Annotated in this window: 11 protein-coding genes; 10 read left to right on the top strand and 1 reads right to left on the bottom strand. The window is 44.7% G+C overall.

Translation table 11 applies throughout. The annotated features are described in order from the left end of the window. The first annotated feature begins 19 nt into the window (after window positions 1-19). Window positions 20-2515, top strand: coding sequence for a nitrite reductase large subunit NirB (gene nirB, locus MUCPA_RS31595; RefSeq protein WP_008512170.1), 2496 nt, complete (start codon window positions 20-22; stop codon window positions 2513-2515). A 128-nt stretch (window positions 2516-2643) separates the two neighbouring features. Further along, the gene (nirD, locus tag MUCPA_RS31600) at window positions 2644-2994 is read left to right on the top strand and encodes a nitrite reductase small subunit NirD (protein ID WP_008512172.1); all 351 of its coding nucleotides are present in this window, start codon (window positions 2644-2646) and stop codon (window positions 2992-2994) included. Between the two features lie 10 nt (window positions 2995-3004). On the opposite strand, the gene MUCPA_RS31605 is transcribed toward nirD, so the two are convergent. Continuing rightward, window positions 3005-3703 carry a Crp/Fnr family transcriptional regulator gene (locus tag MUCPA_RS31605; protein WP_008512174.1) on the bottom strand — a complete coding sequence of 233 codons (699 nt, stop codon included), beginning with the start codon at window positions 3701-3703 and terminating at the stop codon, window positions 3005-3007. Window positions 3704-4184: 481 nt separating this feature from the next. Between MUCPA_RS31605 and MUCPA_RS31610 the strand changes: the two genes are divergently transcribed. The 8 genes from MUCPA_RS31610 to MUCPA_RS31645 all read left to right on the top strand — a co-directional run bounded on the left by MUCPA_RS31610 (window position 4185) and on the right by MUCPA_RS31645 (window position 16769). Continuing rightward, window positions 4185-5780: an alginate export family protein gene (locus MUCPA_RS31610; protein ID WP_008512176.1), complete on the top strand. Its 1596-nt coding sequence runs from the start codon at window positions 4185-4187 to the stop codon at window positions 5778-5780. A gap of 49 nt (window positions 5781-5829) precedes the next feature. Further along, window positions 5830-7137: an MFS transporter gene (locus tag MUCPA_RS31615; protein WP_008512178.1), complete on the top strand. Its 1308-nt coding sequence runs from the start codon at window positions 5830-5832 to the stop codon at window positions 7135-7137. A gap of 25 nt (window positions 7138-7162) precedes the next feature. Beyond that, entirely contained in the window at window positions 7163-10687 is a 3525-nt protein-coding gene (locus MUCPA_RS31620) for a nitrate reductase (RefSeq protein WP_008512180.1), read from the top strand. A 6-nt stretch (window positions 10688-10693) separates the two neighbouring features. Next, window positions 10694-12136, top strand: coding sequence for a rubredoxin domain-containing protein (locus MUCPA_RS31625; protein WP_008512182.1), 1443 nt, complete (start codon window positions 10694-10696; stop codon window positions 12134-12136). A 235-nt stretch (window positions 12137-12371) separates the two neighbouring features. After that, window positions 12372-13607 carry an ROK family transcriptional regulator gene (locus MUCPA_RS31630; protein WP_233276812.1) on the top strand — a complete coding sequence of 412 codons (1236 nt, stop codon included), beginning with the start codon at window positions 12372-12374 and terminating at the stop codon, window positions 13605-13607. Between the two features lie 80 nt (window positions 13608-13687). Beyond that, window positions 13688-15610, top strand: a complete 1923-nt coding sequence (gene nagB, locus MUCPA_RS31635) for a glucosamine-6-phosphate deaminase (protein ID WP_008512185.1) — start codon at window positions 13688-13690, stop codon at window positions 15608-15610. 190 nt (window positions 15611-15800) lie between these two features. Then, the gene (locus tag MUCPA_RS31640; protein WP_008512187.1) at window positions 15801-16292 is read left to right on the top strand and encodes an Lrp/AsnC family transcriptional regulator; all 492 of its coding nucleotides are present in this window, start codon (window positions 15801-15803) and stop codon (window positions 16290-16292) included. A 63-nt stretch (window positions 16293-16355) separates the two neighbouring features. Further along, window positions 16356-16769, top strand: a complete 414-nt coding sequence (locus MUCPA_RS31645; RefSeq protein WP_008512189.1) for a hypothetical protein — start codon at window positions 16356-16358, stop codon at window positions 16767-16769. The last annotated feature ends 17 nt before the right edge of the window (window positions 16770-16786 follow it).

Below are 16786 nucleotides of genomic sequence, written 5' to 3' on the forward strand. Positions count from 1 at the left end.
ACACTTTAAAACTTTCTGTATGTCGCAACCCACGGTAATCGTAGTAGGTAACGGCATGGTAGGATATAAGTTTTGTGAAAAACTCATATCCAAATCATCCCGGTTTAAAATCATCGTTTTTGGAGAAGAACCCCGCCATGCTTATGACAGGGTTCACCTGAGCGAGTACTTCAATGGTAAATCAGCCGACGATCTGTCCATGTCGAGCTTATCGTGGTATGCAGATCATGATATCACGCTTTTTCTCGGCGATCCGGTACAAGAGATCAACCGGGTAAATAAAACAGTTCACTCCGCAAAGGGCCTAACTTTAAAGTACGATTACCTGGTGCTTGCAACAGGCTCCTCGGCCTTTGTGCCCGATATTCCGGGTGTTGAAAAGGATGGCGTATTTGTTTATCGCACTATTGAAGATCTGGAGTTGATGAAATCCTGGGCTGTTAACGCTAAGGTAGGTGCTGTAATGGGTGGTGGCTTATTGGGTTTGGAGGCTGCCAAAGCAGTGCTTGATCTGGGCATTCAACAAGCGCACGTGATAGAGTTTGCCCCCCGCTTAATGCCAAGGCAAATCGATTCGATGGGGAGTGGTATGCTGCAATCAAAACTAAAATCGCTGGGTTTAAATATCCACCTCAATAAAAGTACGCAGTCCATCACCGGCGATCATGCCATCACCGGCCTGAAATTTAATGACGAAACCGTGCTCCCGGTTGATATGCTGGTGATCTCGGCCGGTATCCGCCCGAGGGATGAGTTGGCCACGCTGGCAGGCTTGCAGGTGGGCACGCGCGGCGGCATAACTGTTAACCAGAAAATGCAAACCAGCGACGAGTATATTTTTGCCATTGGCGAATGTGCCTTATACGAAGGTATGATATACGGTTTGGTTGCTCCCGGCTATGAAATGGCCGACATTGTAGCTACCTGCCTGGCCGAAGGCGATAAGTCATTCAGTGGTTATGATATGAGTACTAAGCTCAAACTGATAGGTGTGGATGTAGCCAGCTTTGGCGATGCCTTTGTTACCGAGCCCGATTGCCGCACCATTGTTTTTGAGGATACCCATAAGGGAACCTATAAAAGGATCAATATTACTACCGATGGTAAATACTTGCTCGGCGGTATTTTAATTGGCGATGCCGATGCGTATAACATGCTGCTGCAAACCGTAAACAATAAGCTGGTGTTGCCGCCCAATCCGGAAGATTTAATTTTGGGTGTCAGGGGAGGCGAAGAAAATGCCAGTGCAGGGGTGATGGGTTTGCCGGATGAGGCGCTCATCTGCTCGTGCGAGGCCGTTACCAAAGGCGCTATTTGCGATGCCGTTACCGTGCAAAATATCACTACCGTAGATGGTATGAAAAAATGTACCAAGGCCGGAACGGGTTGTGGTGGTTGCATCCCGATGGTGAAGGATTTGATTACCGGCACGCTTAAAGCGAATGGTACCTATGTGAAAAATGTAATATGCGAGCACTTTGATTACTCCAGGCAGGAGTTGCTGGATTTGATCCGCTTGAACCAGATTAAAAATTACGATCTGGTTTTGGATCATTTTGGCCGCGGGGATGGCTGCGAGGTTTGTAAGCCGGCAGTGGCGAGTATCCTTTCAAGTCTTTGGAATGATTTGATTGTAAAGCAGGCGCCGATACAGGATAGTAACGACAGGTTTTTGGCCAATATACAAAAGGGTGGCACTTATTCTGTTGTGCCACGTATTCCGGGAGGAGAAATTACGCCCGATAAATTGATTGTGATTGGCCAGGTGGCCAAAAAATATGGTTTATATACCAAAATAACCGGTGGGCAGCGCATTGATTTGTTTGGCGCGCATTTAACCGATTTGCCGACGATTTGGGAAGAGCTTATTGCTGCCGGTTTTGAAAGTGGACATGCTTATGGCAAATCGCTTCGTACTGTAAAAAGTTGCGTGGGTAGTACCTGGTGCAGGTTTGGTTTGCACGACAGCGTAAGTTTTGCCATTCGGATTGAAGACCGGTATAAGGGGATCCGGTCGCCGCATAAATTGAAGGGGGGTGTAAGTGGCTGCATCCGCGAATGCGCCGAAGCGCAAGCTAAAGATTTTGGAATTATAGCCACCGAAAAAGGTTGGAATTTATACATCTGCGGCAATGGCGGCTCTAAACCGCAACACGCGCAATTGTTGGCTGCCGATATTGACAGCGAAACCTGTATTAAATACCTCGACAGGTTTTTGATGTTTTATATTAAAACGGCCGATCCGCTTACGCGAACCGCTACCTGGCTTAACAAAATGGAGGGCGGGCTGAGCTATCTTAAAAATGTAATACTTAACGATAGTTTAGGGATTTGCAGCCAACTGCAGGAGGAGATACAGGGATTGATTGATACCTATCATTGTGAATGGAAAGAGGCGGTTGAAAGCCCCGAACTCCGCAAGCGCTTCGCGCATTTTGTAAACGCGCCAACCGAAAAAGATCCGAATGCTGAGTTTGAGCCGCTTCGCGATCAGGTTAAAGCTAAAGAGTGGTAGCGTGTGGAAGGGGGGCGTAGGTTAATTGCTGCCTCCAGCAAAAAAAAATATATTTTTCAATTCCGCGCAAAAAAAATCAATCTAAACTTTTGACTTCGCCAGATTTTTTAGGCTACCAAAATAAAACAATGGAAACATTAACAGATCTTAATTGGCAAATGGTATGTTACACGGATGATGTGCCCGAAAATGGCGGCGCCTGTGTGAAGCTTGGTGACGAGCAGGTAGCCATTTATAATTTTACCCGCCGCGGCGAGTGGTTTGCAACTCAAAACTTGTGCCCGCATAAGCAACAGATGGCGCTTTCGCGCGGTATGATTGGTAGTACCGGCGATGCTTGTGAGCCAAAGGTAGCGTGTCCGTTTCATAAAAAAACATTTTCGCTGTATAGTGGCGAGTGTTTAAGTGGCGATGATTATCAAATAAAAACCTACCCGGTAAAGGTGGCGGATGGCCGCGTTTATATCGGGCAGGTTTAATTTGTATGCGCTACTGTTCCAGAAAGCTATCTGTTGTTAGTTCAGTCAGTTTTTCTTCGTTGCTGATGAAAATATTTTTTCCGTTTAGGGTAACGAGCTTCTCGGCTACCATCTCGTTCATCGTTCTAAAAACGGTCTCGTAAGTTGCCCCCGCAAAGGATGAAATATCCTGCCGGGTAATATCGATATTAATAGCTCCATCTTCGGTCAGTCCAAACTGGTTCTTGAGTGAAAGTAGCGAATAGGCAAGTCTGCCTTTTACAGACATGTGCGCCAGGTTACGCATCCTCTTTTCCGATTCCTGCAAATCTTGTGATAAAAACAAGAGCAGGTTATAGGTAAAATCATGATTGACCTTCAGTGTCGAATTAAAAAAATCCAGGTCGAAAAAGCAAACCGTTGTGGGTTCCAGTGCCGTGGCCGATATCGGGTAATAGGGCGTAATTAAACCGCGGTGGCCAAATATGGCACCTTTGTTGGCAAAGCGTACAATCAGCTCTTTGTCTTTTCCCCACTTTTTATGAACCTTAACATTGCCCGAGTAAACAAAGCAAACTCCGGTAACTGGGTCGCCTTCTTTAAAAATAACTTCTCCTTTTTTTACGTCAAAATTTTTCCGGTTGGCACTTACTGCTGGCAGCCATTCTTTAACACACATCCTGCACAAGAAACAACTTTTTAAATCGCACTCGCTTTTAGCTTTTTTCATTTGGTAAAATGATGTAAATATAATCTGTGCAATATTAAGGATAACAACATCTAAATATCATGATCGAAATAAATTAAATAGATCTTTTATTGAATAATGTGTTGTTTTGGCTTTTTTATTGATTTTTTTGGAGCTTGTTTGGGTTTTGATCGGTTTTTGTATTGGTTTTTCAGTAAAGTTTTTTGTTAAGTTGATTAATTGTGCTTTAAAAAGCGATATGTGATTTGTTTTTTTGCATTTTATTTAGTTTTTTGTGATTTAAGTCATATTAATTTATAGTTTTTGTGATTTTTATTGCTTTTTATTATTGCTTTTGATATATTTATACCTGTAAAGTGATTCGGTTAAATAAATCATCCCAAAAAAGAAAAAATTGATGAAATAAATTCAGGTATACGCCAAATAAAAAAACCCGTCAGGAGGTCGCATTCCTGGCGGGCAAATTAGTTCAGTGCTTTAACAAACTCTAAAACCTTAACAAATGTATAAAATTGTACTCCACAATTGCAGGCTTTTTGCTGTATTTTTAATTTCGGGTCTTTTTGCCTCGTCCGCAGGCCATTGTCAAATCTCTTTAACCGGCCAGATGCGTGTACGTGCTGAAGACCGTAGCGGTTACGGAAACCTGGTAGCCGACGGCTCAAAAGATGGTGGTTTTATTTCGCAGCGTACCCGCTTAAACTTCGGTTATAAATGGGACAGGTTGACCTTTGGCGTCAGTGTTCAGGATGTGCGTGTTTGGGGTGCCGATGCTTCCACCATTTCAACCGCCGATGGTAATCGGCTGTCGTTACACGAAGGTTGGGCTGATTGGGTATTGGCTAACAAGGCTGATACATCTATTGGCTTTAAATGGATTGATCTGCTTTCGCTTAAAATAGGCCGTCAGGAATTAATTTACGATGATTCGCGCTTAATTGGCAACCTGGATTGGCTGCAACAGGCACGCCAGCATGACATGGCTTTGTTAAAAGCGATGCATCATGGCTGGCAGGTTGAGCTTGGTTATGCCTTTAACCAAAATGCCGATAATGTAGGTACAACCAATACCAATTATATACCGGGCAATTTACCGGCATACATTAAAAATAGTTTAGGTGTATTGGTACCTGCTCCGGCGGGTTTGGTGCCCTTGGCCGCAGGTGGCAGCGCGGGTAACAATAGCTCAAAAACAGGTACGCCAATTTATGCCAACCCGCCGGGCACTAACGCAGCCACGCAAAACTATAAATCGTTCACCAGTTTATATATCAGCAAAAAAATCAATCAAACCAAAATATCGGCTTTGTTTTTTAATGATGATTTTGGCAAATACCGGCTCGATTCGGTGGGCAGTGCCGCCGCCGGGTATGTTTACGGCAGGCGCTTTGTGGCTGCCAGCACTACCGATGCCTTCGACTACTCCACCAATAAACGCTATACCTACGGCTTAATGGTTAGCCCTACATTGGGTAATGCTTCGGGCTTCGGCAAAATAGCCCTGCAAGCCGCTTATTACCGTCAGCAGGGAAAAGATCGCGATGGGTTGGGTATGAATGCTTATCATTACAGCATCCAGGCCACTTACCAAAAAGACTGGTTTAGCGTTGCCCCTGGTTATGATGTACTTTCGGGGACAGATCCGGCCGATATCGCCTCGGGCAAAAATAATACCTTTGACCCCCTGTACGGCACCCCACACAAGTTTTGGGGATATATGGATTATTTTTATGCAGGCAGCGGCTCGCCAAAGGGCGGCCTGGTAAACCCTTACCTTAAGTTTAAATACACCGGCAAAGCTTTGGCCCTGGGTTTGGATCTGCACTATTTTGCGCTGAATAATGATATGAAAAAGGCCGATGGTACCCTGATTGATAAGCACCTGGGTAACGAAGCCGATTTCCAGGTAAGTTATAACACCAATAAATTTACCAATATTGAATTTGGTTATTCGTTGATGGATGCTACCGATAGTATGCCTTTTGCCAAGGGCCAGGCTACAACAGATGCTGTAGCATCCACCTACAAAAAAAACGGAACCTGGGCGTATGTTATGCTTAAGTTTACACCCGATTTTTTTTATAAAGCAGGCAAATAACACTGAATTATCAACTCAATATCAAATTGATCAAAATACTTACAACATTATGAATTCAATAGCAAAACCATTAGACAAACTGAATATTTTTAGCCTTAAAGGCGTTCAAATGCGTACCTTCCATATCACCTGGCTCATGTTTTTTGTGTGCTTTTTTGGCTGGTTCGGGCTCGCGCCGCTTATGCCCACTATACGCGTTGAGCTGGGCTTAACCAAAGGGCAGGTTGGCAACATCATTATTGCTTCGGTTGCCTCAACCATTATAGCGCGGTTAATTATCGGCAAGTTATGTGATGTTTGGGGGCCGCGCAAAACTGCTGTCAGGTTATTGATTGTTGGTTCGGTTCCTGTTTTTTGTGTGGGCCTTGCTCATAGTTATATTACCTTTTTGTTGTTCAGGTTGGGCATCGGTGTAATCGGCGCTTCGTTTGTAATTACCCAGTACCATACCTCCATGATGTTTGCGCCTAAAATAAAAGGGACCGCCAATGCCGTAACCGGTGGTTGGGGTAACCTGGGCGGGGGCGTAACCAATATGGTAATGCCTTTAATATTTGCCGCCATAGTAGGTTTTGGTTATACCAAGGGCGAAGCCTGGCGATATGCCATGATTATACCGGGAGTGATGATGCTGGCTATCGCTTTTTTATATCACCGGTACACCAAAGATACCCCCGCAGGTAATTTTGACGAGATAGGCCACTCAAAAGCCGAAAGCAAAACAACGGACTGGAAAGTGTTGGCCGACTGGCGCGTGTGGGCGCTTACCCTGGCCTATGCCTGCTGTTTTGGTATGGAGCTAACTTTTGATAATGTTGCTTCGCTTCATTTTGTCGATTCATTTCATCTGAGCCAGAGTTCTGCCGGTTTTTGGGCAGGCATCTTCGGTTTCATGAATATTTTTGCGCGTGCCCTGGGCGGTATAGTTTCAGACAGGGTGGGCGGCAAATTTGGTATGCGTGGCAAAGGTTTGCTTTTAGCTGGCATGTTATTGTTAGAAGGTGTTGGCTTAATTGTTTTTGCGCAGGCGGGGTCCCTGGTTTTTGCCATTGTATCCATGCTTACGTTCGCTTTATTTCTTAAAATGTCCAACGGTGCAACCTATGGTATTGTGCCATTCATCAACACCAAAAACGTAGGTTTAATAAGTGGCATAGTGGGCGCGGGCGGTAACCTGGGCGGCATGTTGTTTGGGTTTTTATTTAAATCGAGCACCATCAGCTATGCGCAGGCTTTTACTTATATCGGCATTGCTGTAATAGTGGTATCAGTTATTGTGCTGTTAACCCGCTTCAGTAAAATTTTCGGCCTTCATCAAGAGCAATTAGCCCCCGTTACCATGGAGGCTTCGTTATAATATTGGTGCTGTAATCAATTTTGAGATGGCTGGTTTAAAAAAGCATTCAGATACCTATACTTCTACCTGCTGCTATTGTGGCGTGGGTTGCGGTGTGGTGTTGAGTAAGGAAAAAAACGGAACTATTACTTTACAGGGTAATCAAAATTACCCTGTAAATAAAGGGATGCTTTGCAGTAAAGGGCTTAACCTGCACTATACCGTAAATGATAAAAGCGACAGGTTGCTTTATCCGCAAATGCGGTATCATAAAAATATGCCCATGCAACGGGTAAGCTGGGATGAAGCTCTTAACCGTACCGCCGCCGTTTTTAAAACCTTTATAGATAAGTACGGGCCCGATTCTGTTGCCTTTTATGCTTCCGGCCAGTGTTTAACCGAAGAGTATTATGTGGTTAACAAGCTCATTAAAGGCTTTATTGGCAGTAATAATATCGATACCAATTCGCGCCTTTGCATGAGCAGCGCGGTTGCGGGTTATAAAATTGCCCTGGGCGAGGATAGTGTGCCCGTTTGTTATGATGATATTGAAATGGCCGATTGCTTTTATATTACCGGTGCAAACCCCGCCTGGTGCCACCCCATTTTATGGCGAAGGGTTGAGGCCCACAAAGCGGCCAACCCCGATATTAAAATTATTGTAGTTGACCCGCGTATTACGGATAGTTGCGGCATTGCCGATCTGCACCTGCAATTAAACCCCGGTACCGATATTACCCTGAACCATGCCATTGGCAGGTTATTGATTGAAAATGGCGACGTGGATACCCACTTTATAGCCAACCATGCCGAAGGTTTTGAGCAATACAGCGCCGTGGTTTTCAAAAGAACTTTGGCCGAGTCGGCAGGGATTTGTGGCCTGAGCGAGAGCGATATCCGCCTGGCGGCTCAATATATAGGCAAGGCCGGGGGCTTTATTTCCATGTGGACGATGGGGCTTAACCAGAGTGCTATTGGTGTTAACAAAAACCTGAGTTTGATTAATTTGAATTTGATTACCGGCCACATTGGTAAACCGGGGTCGGGGCCTATGTCATTAACGGGGCAACCCAACGCCATGGGTGGGCGCGAGGTTGGTGGCTTGGCTAACTTGCTGCCGGCACACCGAAACATGAGTAACCCCCTGCACCGCGAAGAAGTGCAGAAGTTTTGGGGCGGAACCGAAATATCGCCTAAGCCGGGCCTATCGGCTACAGAAATGTTCGAGGCCCTGAACGATGGTAGCTTGAAGGCCATCTGGATTATGTGTACCAACCCCTTAACCAGTTTGCCTAACGCGCGTTTAGCCGAAGAGGCTTTAAAGAAAGCCAAATTTGTGGTGGTGCAGGAGGTAAGCAACAAGCCGGAGAGTTTAAAATATGCCGATGTGATATTGCCTGCCGCCGCCTGGGCCGAAAAGGAGGGGACGATGACTAATTCTGAACGGAGGATAAGTTACCTGAACAAGATTATAGATGCCCCTGGCGAAGCATTGCCCGATGCGGAAATTATCTGCCGGTTTGCCCAAAAAATGGGTTATAAGGGTTTCGATTTTGAAAACCCTGCCCAGATTTATGCCGAGCATGCCAAATTAACGGCCAAAACCAATATCGATATCAGCGGCTTAAGCTACGATATTCTGAAAGAAAAGGGATCGGTGCAGTGGCCCTATAAAAAGCGAAGTACAAATAACGGCACACCGCGCCTTTTTACGGATAAGTTGTTTTATACGCCATCAAAAAAGGCCGTCATCAGTGCTGTGGCCGATACCCTTACCAGTGAGCTTCCTGATGCTGATTATCCGTTGATATTAACCACCGGTCGCATCCGCGATCAATGGCATACCATGAGTAAAACCGGTAAAGTAAATAAGCTTAACCAACACATCAACCAGTCGTTTTTAACCATCCATCCCGCGGATGCGGAGCAATTGAATTTAAAAGATGGCGAAATGGCGGTGATAACATCGCGCAGGGGCGAAGTAAGAGTAAAGGCCAGTGTATCGGCTGAAATAAAACAAGGTGTGGTGTTTTTACCCATGCACTGGGGCAAAATTTTAGGTAACGATCTTAACCGTGCCAATAACGTTACTAACAATCTGGTTGACGATATTTCCAAGGAGCCCGATTTTAAATATTGCGCTGTACACGTCAGTAAGTTTGAAAAACCCTTTCAGCGTATCGTGGTCATAGGAGCGGGGGCCGGGGCTTATGGCTTTGTAAAATCATACCGCGAGATTAACCAGCTCGACGAGATCACCATTTTCAGCAAAGAGAATTATCCCTTTTATAACCGCGTTATGCTGCCCGATTATATTAGCGGCGAGCAGCAATGGGAGCAACTGGTTAAGATGAAAGATTCCGAAGAGCCGGAATATAACATCAGTCTGCTGCGTGGCGTAAGCGTGGAGAAGATTGATCGCGAGCAGAAATTTGTTACCGATAGCCGCGGAATCAAAACGCACTATGATGTTTTGCTGATAGCTACAGGCAGCAGGGCGGCTATCCCTAAAAATATCCCCTCGTTGCCCGGTATCTTCAGTATGCGCAGCCGTGCCGATGCTGATAACTTTAAAAAGCATGTGCCTAAAAATGGGCATGTGGTTATTGTAGGCGGCGGCTTATTGGGCCTTGAAATGGCGGCCTCATTGCGCGAGATAGGTATCAAAATAACTATTGTTCAGCGGGTGTCGCGTTTTTTAAACCGGCAGTTGGATGAGTTAGGCAGCCAGTTACTGCACGAGGAAATGGTTGACCAGGGTTGCGATATTTACTATGACGATGAGGTGCAGCTTTTTTACGGGCGATCAAAGCTAACCGGTGTAGGCCTAAAGAGCGGGCGCAAAATAAATTGCGATGCCATGATACTGGCTATTGGCACTACCCCAAACCTGGAGTTAGCCAGGGATTGCGGCCTGGAGTGTAAGCGTGGCGTAATTGTTAACGAGCGCCTGCAAACCAGCGACCCCGACGTTTACGCCATTGGCGAGATAGCCGAATTTGAGGGCGTATTATATGGTATTACGGCGGCTGCCGAGCAGCAGGCCGCCGTGGTGGCCCGTTATTTAAAGGGAGATATTGCCAGTTACTACAAGGGGAGCCTGTTTATGAACATCATCAAGATCCACGGGTTTGATTTATGCAGTATAGGTTTGCCCGAATGCCCCAACAACCAGGATTATGAAGAAATTGTATTTATTGATAAAGCCAAGCGCTACTACAAAAAGTGCATCATTCACCAGGATAGGCTGGTGGGTACCATATTGATAGGGGATAAGGGCGAGTTTCAGGAGTTTAAAGAATTGATAGCCAATAAAACCGAATTGAGCGAGAAACGCCTGCAATTATTACGTAACGGCAAAGTGGCAGAGCCGGTACTGGGCAAACTGGTTTGCAGCTGCAACAATGTAGGTGCGGATAATATTCGTAATAAGGTAAGCGATGGCTGTAACACGCTCAATGCGCTTTGCTCGGCAACAGGTGCTGGCATGGGTTGCGGCTCATGCCGCCCCGAAGTAAAGCGTTTGCTCGACGAGGTTTTACTGCCAGGTTTGGTTTATTGTGTTAATTGATATTTTATGCAGAACAGCAACCAACATTTAATCAAAATCAACTTGCCCGGCGGTGTTATTTCAGCCGGCGATTTTTATGAGATTTTAATTATAGCGCAAAAAGCAGGTGCGCAACACATCAGGTTTGGTAACAGGCAGCAATTGTACTTTACCATAGTGGCAGAGCAGTTGGAAGATATGGAACTGGATATGCTAAGCGCCGAAATTGATTACGAGATTGATGGCGATCTATACCCTAACATATTAAGCTCCTACATTGCCGACTATCTTTTTAACCAGGATAACTGGTTAAAGGAAGGTGTTTATAAAGATGTTTTTAGCTTGTTTAGCCACCGGCCCAAGCTTAAAATTAACGTGGTTGACAGCAACCAAACCTTTGTTCCGTTTTTTACCGGTCACTTAAATTTTATCTCGTCGGATGTAAGCAATTACTGGTATTTGTATGTAAGGTATCCCCAAACCAACACGCTGTACTGCTGGCCCTCGTTAATTTATTCGGATGATATTGCCGGGCTTTGTAAGGTGATTGAAGAAACGATAGACGCCAACGCAGGCTTGTTTTATGCTGAGCCAGGGGCCAATTCCGAGCTTTTTTATCAGCTGGTTAATCAGCGGGCCGGTTTAGTTGTTCAGCAAATTAATCAGCCTTTACAAATACCCGAATTCCATTTACCCTATTACGAAGGTATTAACAGGCAGGGCAACAAGTACTGGCTCGGCATTTACCGCCGCGATGAGCTATTTGCTATTGAGTTTTTAAAAGAGCTGTGCCATTGCTGTATGCAAACCAGGTTGGGGCAATTATATGTTAGCCCCTGGAAATCAATTTTGATAAAAAATATTGATTTGGCTGATAGGGATATTTGGGGCAACCTGCTTAACCAGCACAGAATGAATGTGCGCCATGCCTCCAACGAATTGAATTGGCAGGTTGAGGATTTATGCGATGAGGGCCTGGCATTGAAGCGCCAACTGGTACGCGAGTTTGAAGAGGCCGACATACGTACCTATCGCCTTAGTTTTGCCGTTAAGGTTAAGCCTGCAGCTGTACCGTTTGCTGCCATTGTTATTCAAAAACAAGTGAATGGGTTGTTTGATATTTTACACCAGCCGGATTTTAATCCCAACTTAAATGGGCTGATACCCTATCGGGAATCAGTTATAGCGGCAGAATTGAGCCGCTACCTCATCCAGCTTTGCAATCACTTTTACGAAACCTGTTCGCACCACCAAAATACGCTACCTCCATTGCAACCCGGGCAGTTAACTCCGCCTGTGGTAAAACAGGTTTATCAGTGCCAAAGTTGCCAAACCGTTTACGACGAACAGTACGGCGATGATTGGAATAACATTGCGCCCGGCGTTAAATTTGAGGATATTAGCAACTATCGCTGTTCAACCTGCGATGCACCCAAGCAAAATTTCGTTCCCGCTCATCTTAATCAATAAACCCAAAGTCTACCTGTAAACCACCGCATTCAGAAACTGATGCTGTAGTTTGATAATTGACTATATTCAAGTTGACCGGCTATAAAAGTGTGGCATTTCTTTTCTTTCTTCTTCACATCAATCAAACTTTGGATAATAATTACTTAACGTTTGGTTTATAAACAAGAGGATACTTTTTAAATATTTTAAAAAGTATTTCGTTTTGTCAATTTAAACTTCTAAATATGTAGTATAAATGGAAGTGCAGATGATGAACGGGGATATTGCTGTGTTGACAGCCCATAGCGAGATAATTAAATGTTTATACTATAACAAGGTAGCATCTAACGCTGATGTTAGCACTTTTGTTGGCAAAAGCATCCCCAATACTTTAAAGTTATTAAACGAGTTGATTGAGGATGGTTATGTAATGGAAAAGGGTCTCGGCATATCCAGTGGTGGCCGTAAGCCTTTAAATTACTCCCTCGTAGCCGATAAATGGTACATCCTCTCTATCGCGATGGACCGTTTTGCCACTCAGATGGTTATTGTTGATCTGAACAATAACTTTGTTAGCGATATCCAGAGCCTTAAATTCGACATGTATCAGCATCAAAATGAGGTTGATGTGTTGATTGGCCATATCAACAATTTTTTGAAACAATCGGGTATCCCTCAAACTAAAGTCCTGGGCGCCGGAATTTCTATGCCAGGTTTTGTCAACACAGAAAAAGGTATTAATTATAGTTACCTGCAATCTGCCGATCCGCTGGTTGAGCTTTTGGAGAAAGGGCTATCCATGCCCGTATTTATAGATAACGACTCGACTACCATAGCCTTGGCCGAACAAAAGTTTGGCATAGCCGCCGCTAAAAAAAATGTGATGGTGATTAACCTGGGCTGGGGTATTGGTTTAGGAATGATATTGAATGGATCCATATTTCGCGGAGACAACGGTTTGGCCGGTGAGTTTAGCCATATACCCTTGTTTAAAAATGGAAAGTTATGCACTTGCGGAAAGCACGGATGCTTAGAAACCGAGGCTTCGTTGATTGCCGTTACCGCGAAAGCAAAAAAAGGGGTTGAGGAAGGGCAAGTGAGCAGTTTAAGCAGCTATGATGCGATTGATGCCGACGCCATAATTAATGAAGCCGTTAAAGGTGATGTGTTTTCGGTGAAGCTGATATCAGAGGCCGCCTATTTAGTAGGGCAGGGCTTATCTATCCTGATCCACCTGATGAATCCGGCGGCCATAATTTTGAGTGGTAAAGGCAGTACAGTAGGTAGGCTATGGCTTGCACCTATCCAGCAGGCCATTAACGAACATTGCATACCCAGGTTAACAGAGCATACCGAATTCCTGATCTCTGATCTCAATGCGCGTGCCCAGTTAATTGGTAGTGCTGCCCTTGTGGTCGAAAACTTTGGTAAGCCGTTAGAAAGTAAATTGAATAAGATGGAAGCTTTAAATCTGGCCGAATTACAGGTATAAGATTCCCAATGGATTGAAATTAAATTGCAGCAACAACGACTAATTTATTTACAGATATACTCATAATAAAACCTCACCTCATGGCTCGATTAAATCTCTTAGAAGAGACCCGATTTGAAAAGTTAGCAGTAAGCGTATACGCAACGCAGGCAGAAGCGTCGGTCAAAGTAGCTGGCCGTATTGCCGCTTTGATTCGCGATAAGCAAGAAAAAGGCAAAAAAGCGGTATTAGGCCTGGCAACTGGCGTAACACCGATAGGCGTGTACAACGAACTGGTACGGCTGCACAAAGAAGAAGGGTTGAGCTTTAAAAACGTAATTACGTTCAACCTGGACGAATACTACCCCATGAAGCCTACGGCTGCGCAAAGTTACGTTACGTTTATGAACGAAAACCTGTTTAACCATATAGACATCGACCGGGAAAATATCAATATCCCTGATGGTACGCTGAAACAGGAAGACGTGGCGGCATTCTGTTTAAAATACGAACAAAAGATCACCGGGCTTGGCGGCCTGGATTTACAAATACTGGGTATTGGCCGTACCGGGCACATCGGTTTTAACGAGCCGGGCTCGGCACCCAACTCGGGCACCCGGCTGGTAACGCTGGACGACCTGACGCGCAGCGATGCCTCGCGCGATTTCGGCGGTAAAGAAAACGTACCAACCAAAGCCATTACCATGGGCGTAGGGACTATCTTTAAAGCAAGAGAAATTATCCTGATGGCCTGGAGCCAGAAAAAGGCCCCGATTATTAAAAAGGCGATAGAGGGCGAAATTTCGGGCGAAGTACCCGCTACCTATCTTCAACTGTCGGACCATGTAGAGTTTATTCTGGACGAGGGCGCAGCCTCCGAGTTAACGCGTTTTGATACACCCTGGCTGGTAAAAGACTGCGAGTGGACGAACGAACTGAAAAAGAAAGCGGTAATCTGGCTGGCCAATACCATTAAAAAGCCTATCCTGAAACTGACGGAAGAAGACTATAATACCCACGGCATGGCGCAACTGGCGGTAGAACAGGGCCCCGCTTATAACATCAATATCGATATTTTTAACCAGATCCAGCATACCATTACCGGCTGGCCTGGAGGTAAACCCAATGCCGACGATAGCCAAAGGCCCGAAAGGGCAGAACCGGCCCGCAAAAGGTCGATCATCTTCTCGCCGCACCCGGATGATGATGTAATCTCGATGGGAGGGACGTTTATCCGTTTAGTAGACCAGGGACACGATGTACACGTAGCCTACCAAACATCGGGCAATACGGCGGTATGGGATGATGACGTGTTAAGATACATGGAATTCGCCATCGACTTTAACCACAGCATCGGCGACGGCAATACGCACCTGAAACAGATCTACGAGGATATGCGCAAGTTTATCGACCAAAAACAACCCAACCAGGTAGATACCGAAACCATCAGGGATGTTAAGGGCTTCATCCGCAAAACGGAAGCAATTTCGGGAGCGCGTTATGCTGGCCTGCCTGATGATCATATCCACTTTATGGCGCTGCCTTTTTACGAAACCGGCAAAACCAAAAAGAATACGGCTGGCGAAGAAGATATCAGGCTGACGGTAGAACTGCTGCAAAAAGTAAAGCCACACCAGATATTTGCCGCCGGCGACTTTGCCGACCCGCATGGCACACACCTGGTGTGCTTCAATATCATTGTGGCCGCTCTGCGCCGTTTGAGAGACCAGGGCGAAGATTGGGTGAACCACTGCTGGCTATGGATGTACCGCGGAGCCTGGCACGAGTTTGCCACCCACGAGATTGAGATGGCGGTGCCCTTATCACCACAGGAAGTGATCCGGAAGCGTAACGCTATCTTCAAACACCAGTCGCAAAAAGACCTTCCGGTATTCCCTGGCGAAGACTCGAGAGAGTTTTGGGTACGGGCGGAAGACCGTAACCGCGAAACCGCCAAATGTTACGACAGGCTCGGCCTGGCCGAATATGAGGCGATGGAAGCTTTTGTAAAGTATATTTTTTGATCCCTTCCCCTATATTTAATTAATTTGTTTTTAATCATTTTTAATGCCGGATGAATTGTATATCAATAAGTCCGGTATTAAAATTTGATTATAATTTAAAAAGAACAAATTCTGTTATCCGTTGCTAAGGCGATTTTTTGCATATTTGGAAATTATTGATGATATTAACCTCCATTAATAAATCCCCAAAATGAATTTAACAAACGCTTTTCACGGTAGTAATGGTTCCCTTGACGAATTGGATTTTTCCATCTTGATGTTGTTGCAACAGGATGGCAGAATGTCATTTACTGTTATGGCCGAAAAATTGGGCGTGTCTATCAGCAATATCCGCACCAGGGTAGGTAAATTGATAGATGATAAAACTATCCAGATTGTAGGTAGGGTTAACCCCGAAAAGGTGGGTTTCCATGCTTATGCCCACATAAAAATTTCTATCCGCCCCGCTAACTTAATTGAACATGTGGCCGCTAAACTGATGGAATTTCCGGAGGTGAGCTTCCTGGCCAGCACTTCGGGCGACTTTGACCTTGAAGTAGATGTAATGTGCCGCGATAACAGCCATCTGGTACAAGTTGTGAACGAACGCATCGCTCCCATTGAAGGTGTTTACCAAACAAAAACAGATATGTACTTTAAAGTACTCAAATTAGCCCAGCCCGATTTAAGCGGATTGAGGTAGTTTTAACTGTTATTTCTTTTTTTAGATTCTATTTTTCGAGGAAAGTTTTTTAATCATTAAAGTATGTTTAATAAATTTTTAAAAGGTAAACATAACGTCATTGTTAATGAATTTCTTTTAACTTATTCCAATAAGGATAAATACTTTATAAGAACAAAGCCTTGGGACTGGCTAAGTAAAAAGGAAATATACGTAATGTCTAAGATTGACGGTAAGCCAACTATGATTACGATGGATTTTTGGGCACAGGAGATATTTTTAGATGCTGATGGTCAAATAACCGTTTCGGAAATGATTAACGTGGCGTGTAATCAATATCTCAAAAGCAAAACTCCGATTCCGGAAAAATTAGATTTTGTTCTTATTCAGGAGCTTGAGCACATGATAACCCAACTCAAAATTATTGAATTTAGAGATCAAATAACACAATTGCCTCAAAACATTAACTTGCCTATATCTCAACAAGCTGGCACATAAATCTCAAGTTAGCACTC

This window comes from Mucilaginibacter paludis DSM 18603 (assembly GCF_000166195.2).
Lineage (GTDB): Bacteria > Bacteroidota > Bacteroidia > Sphingobacteriales > Sphingobacteriaceae > Mucilaginibacter > Mucilaginibacter paludis.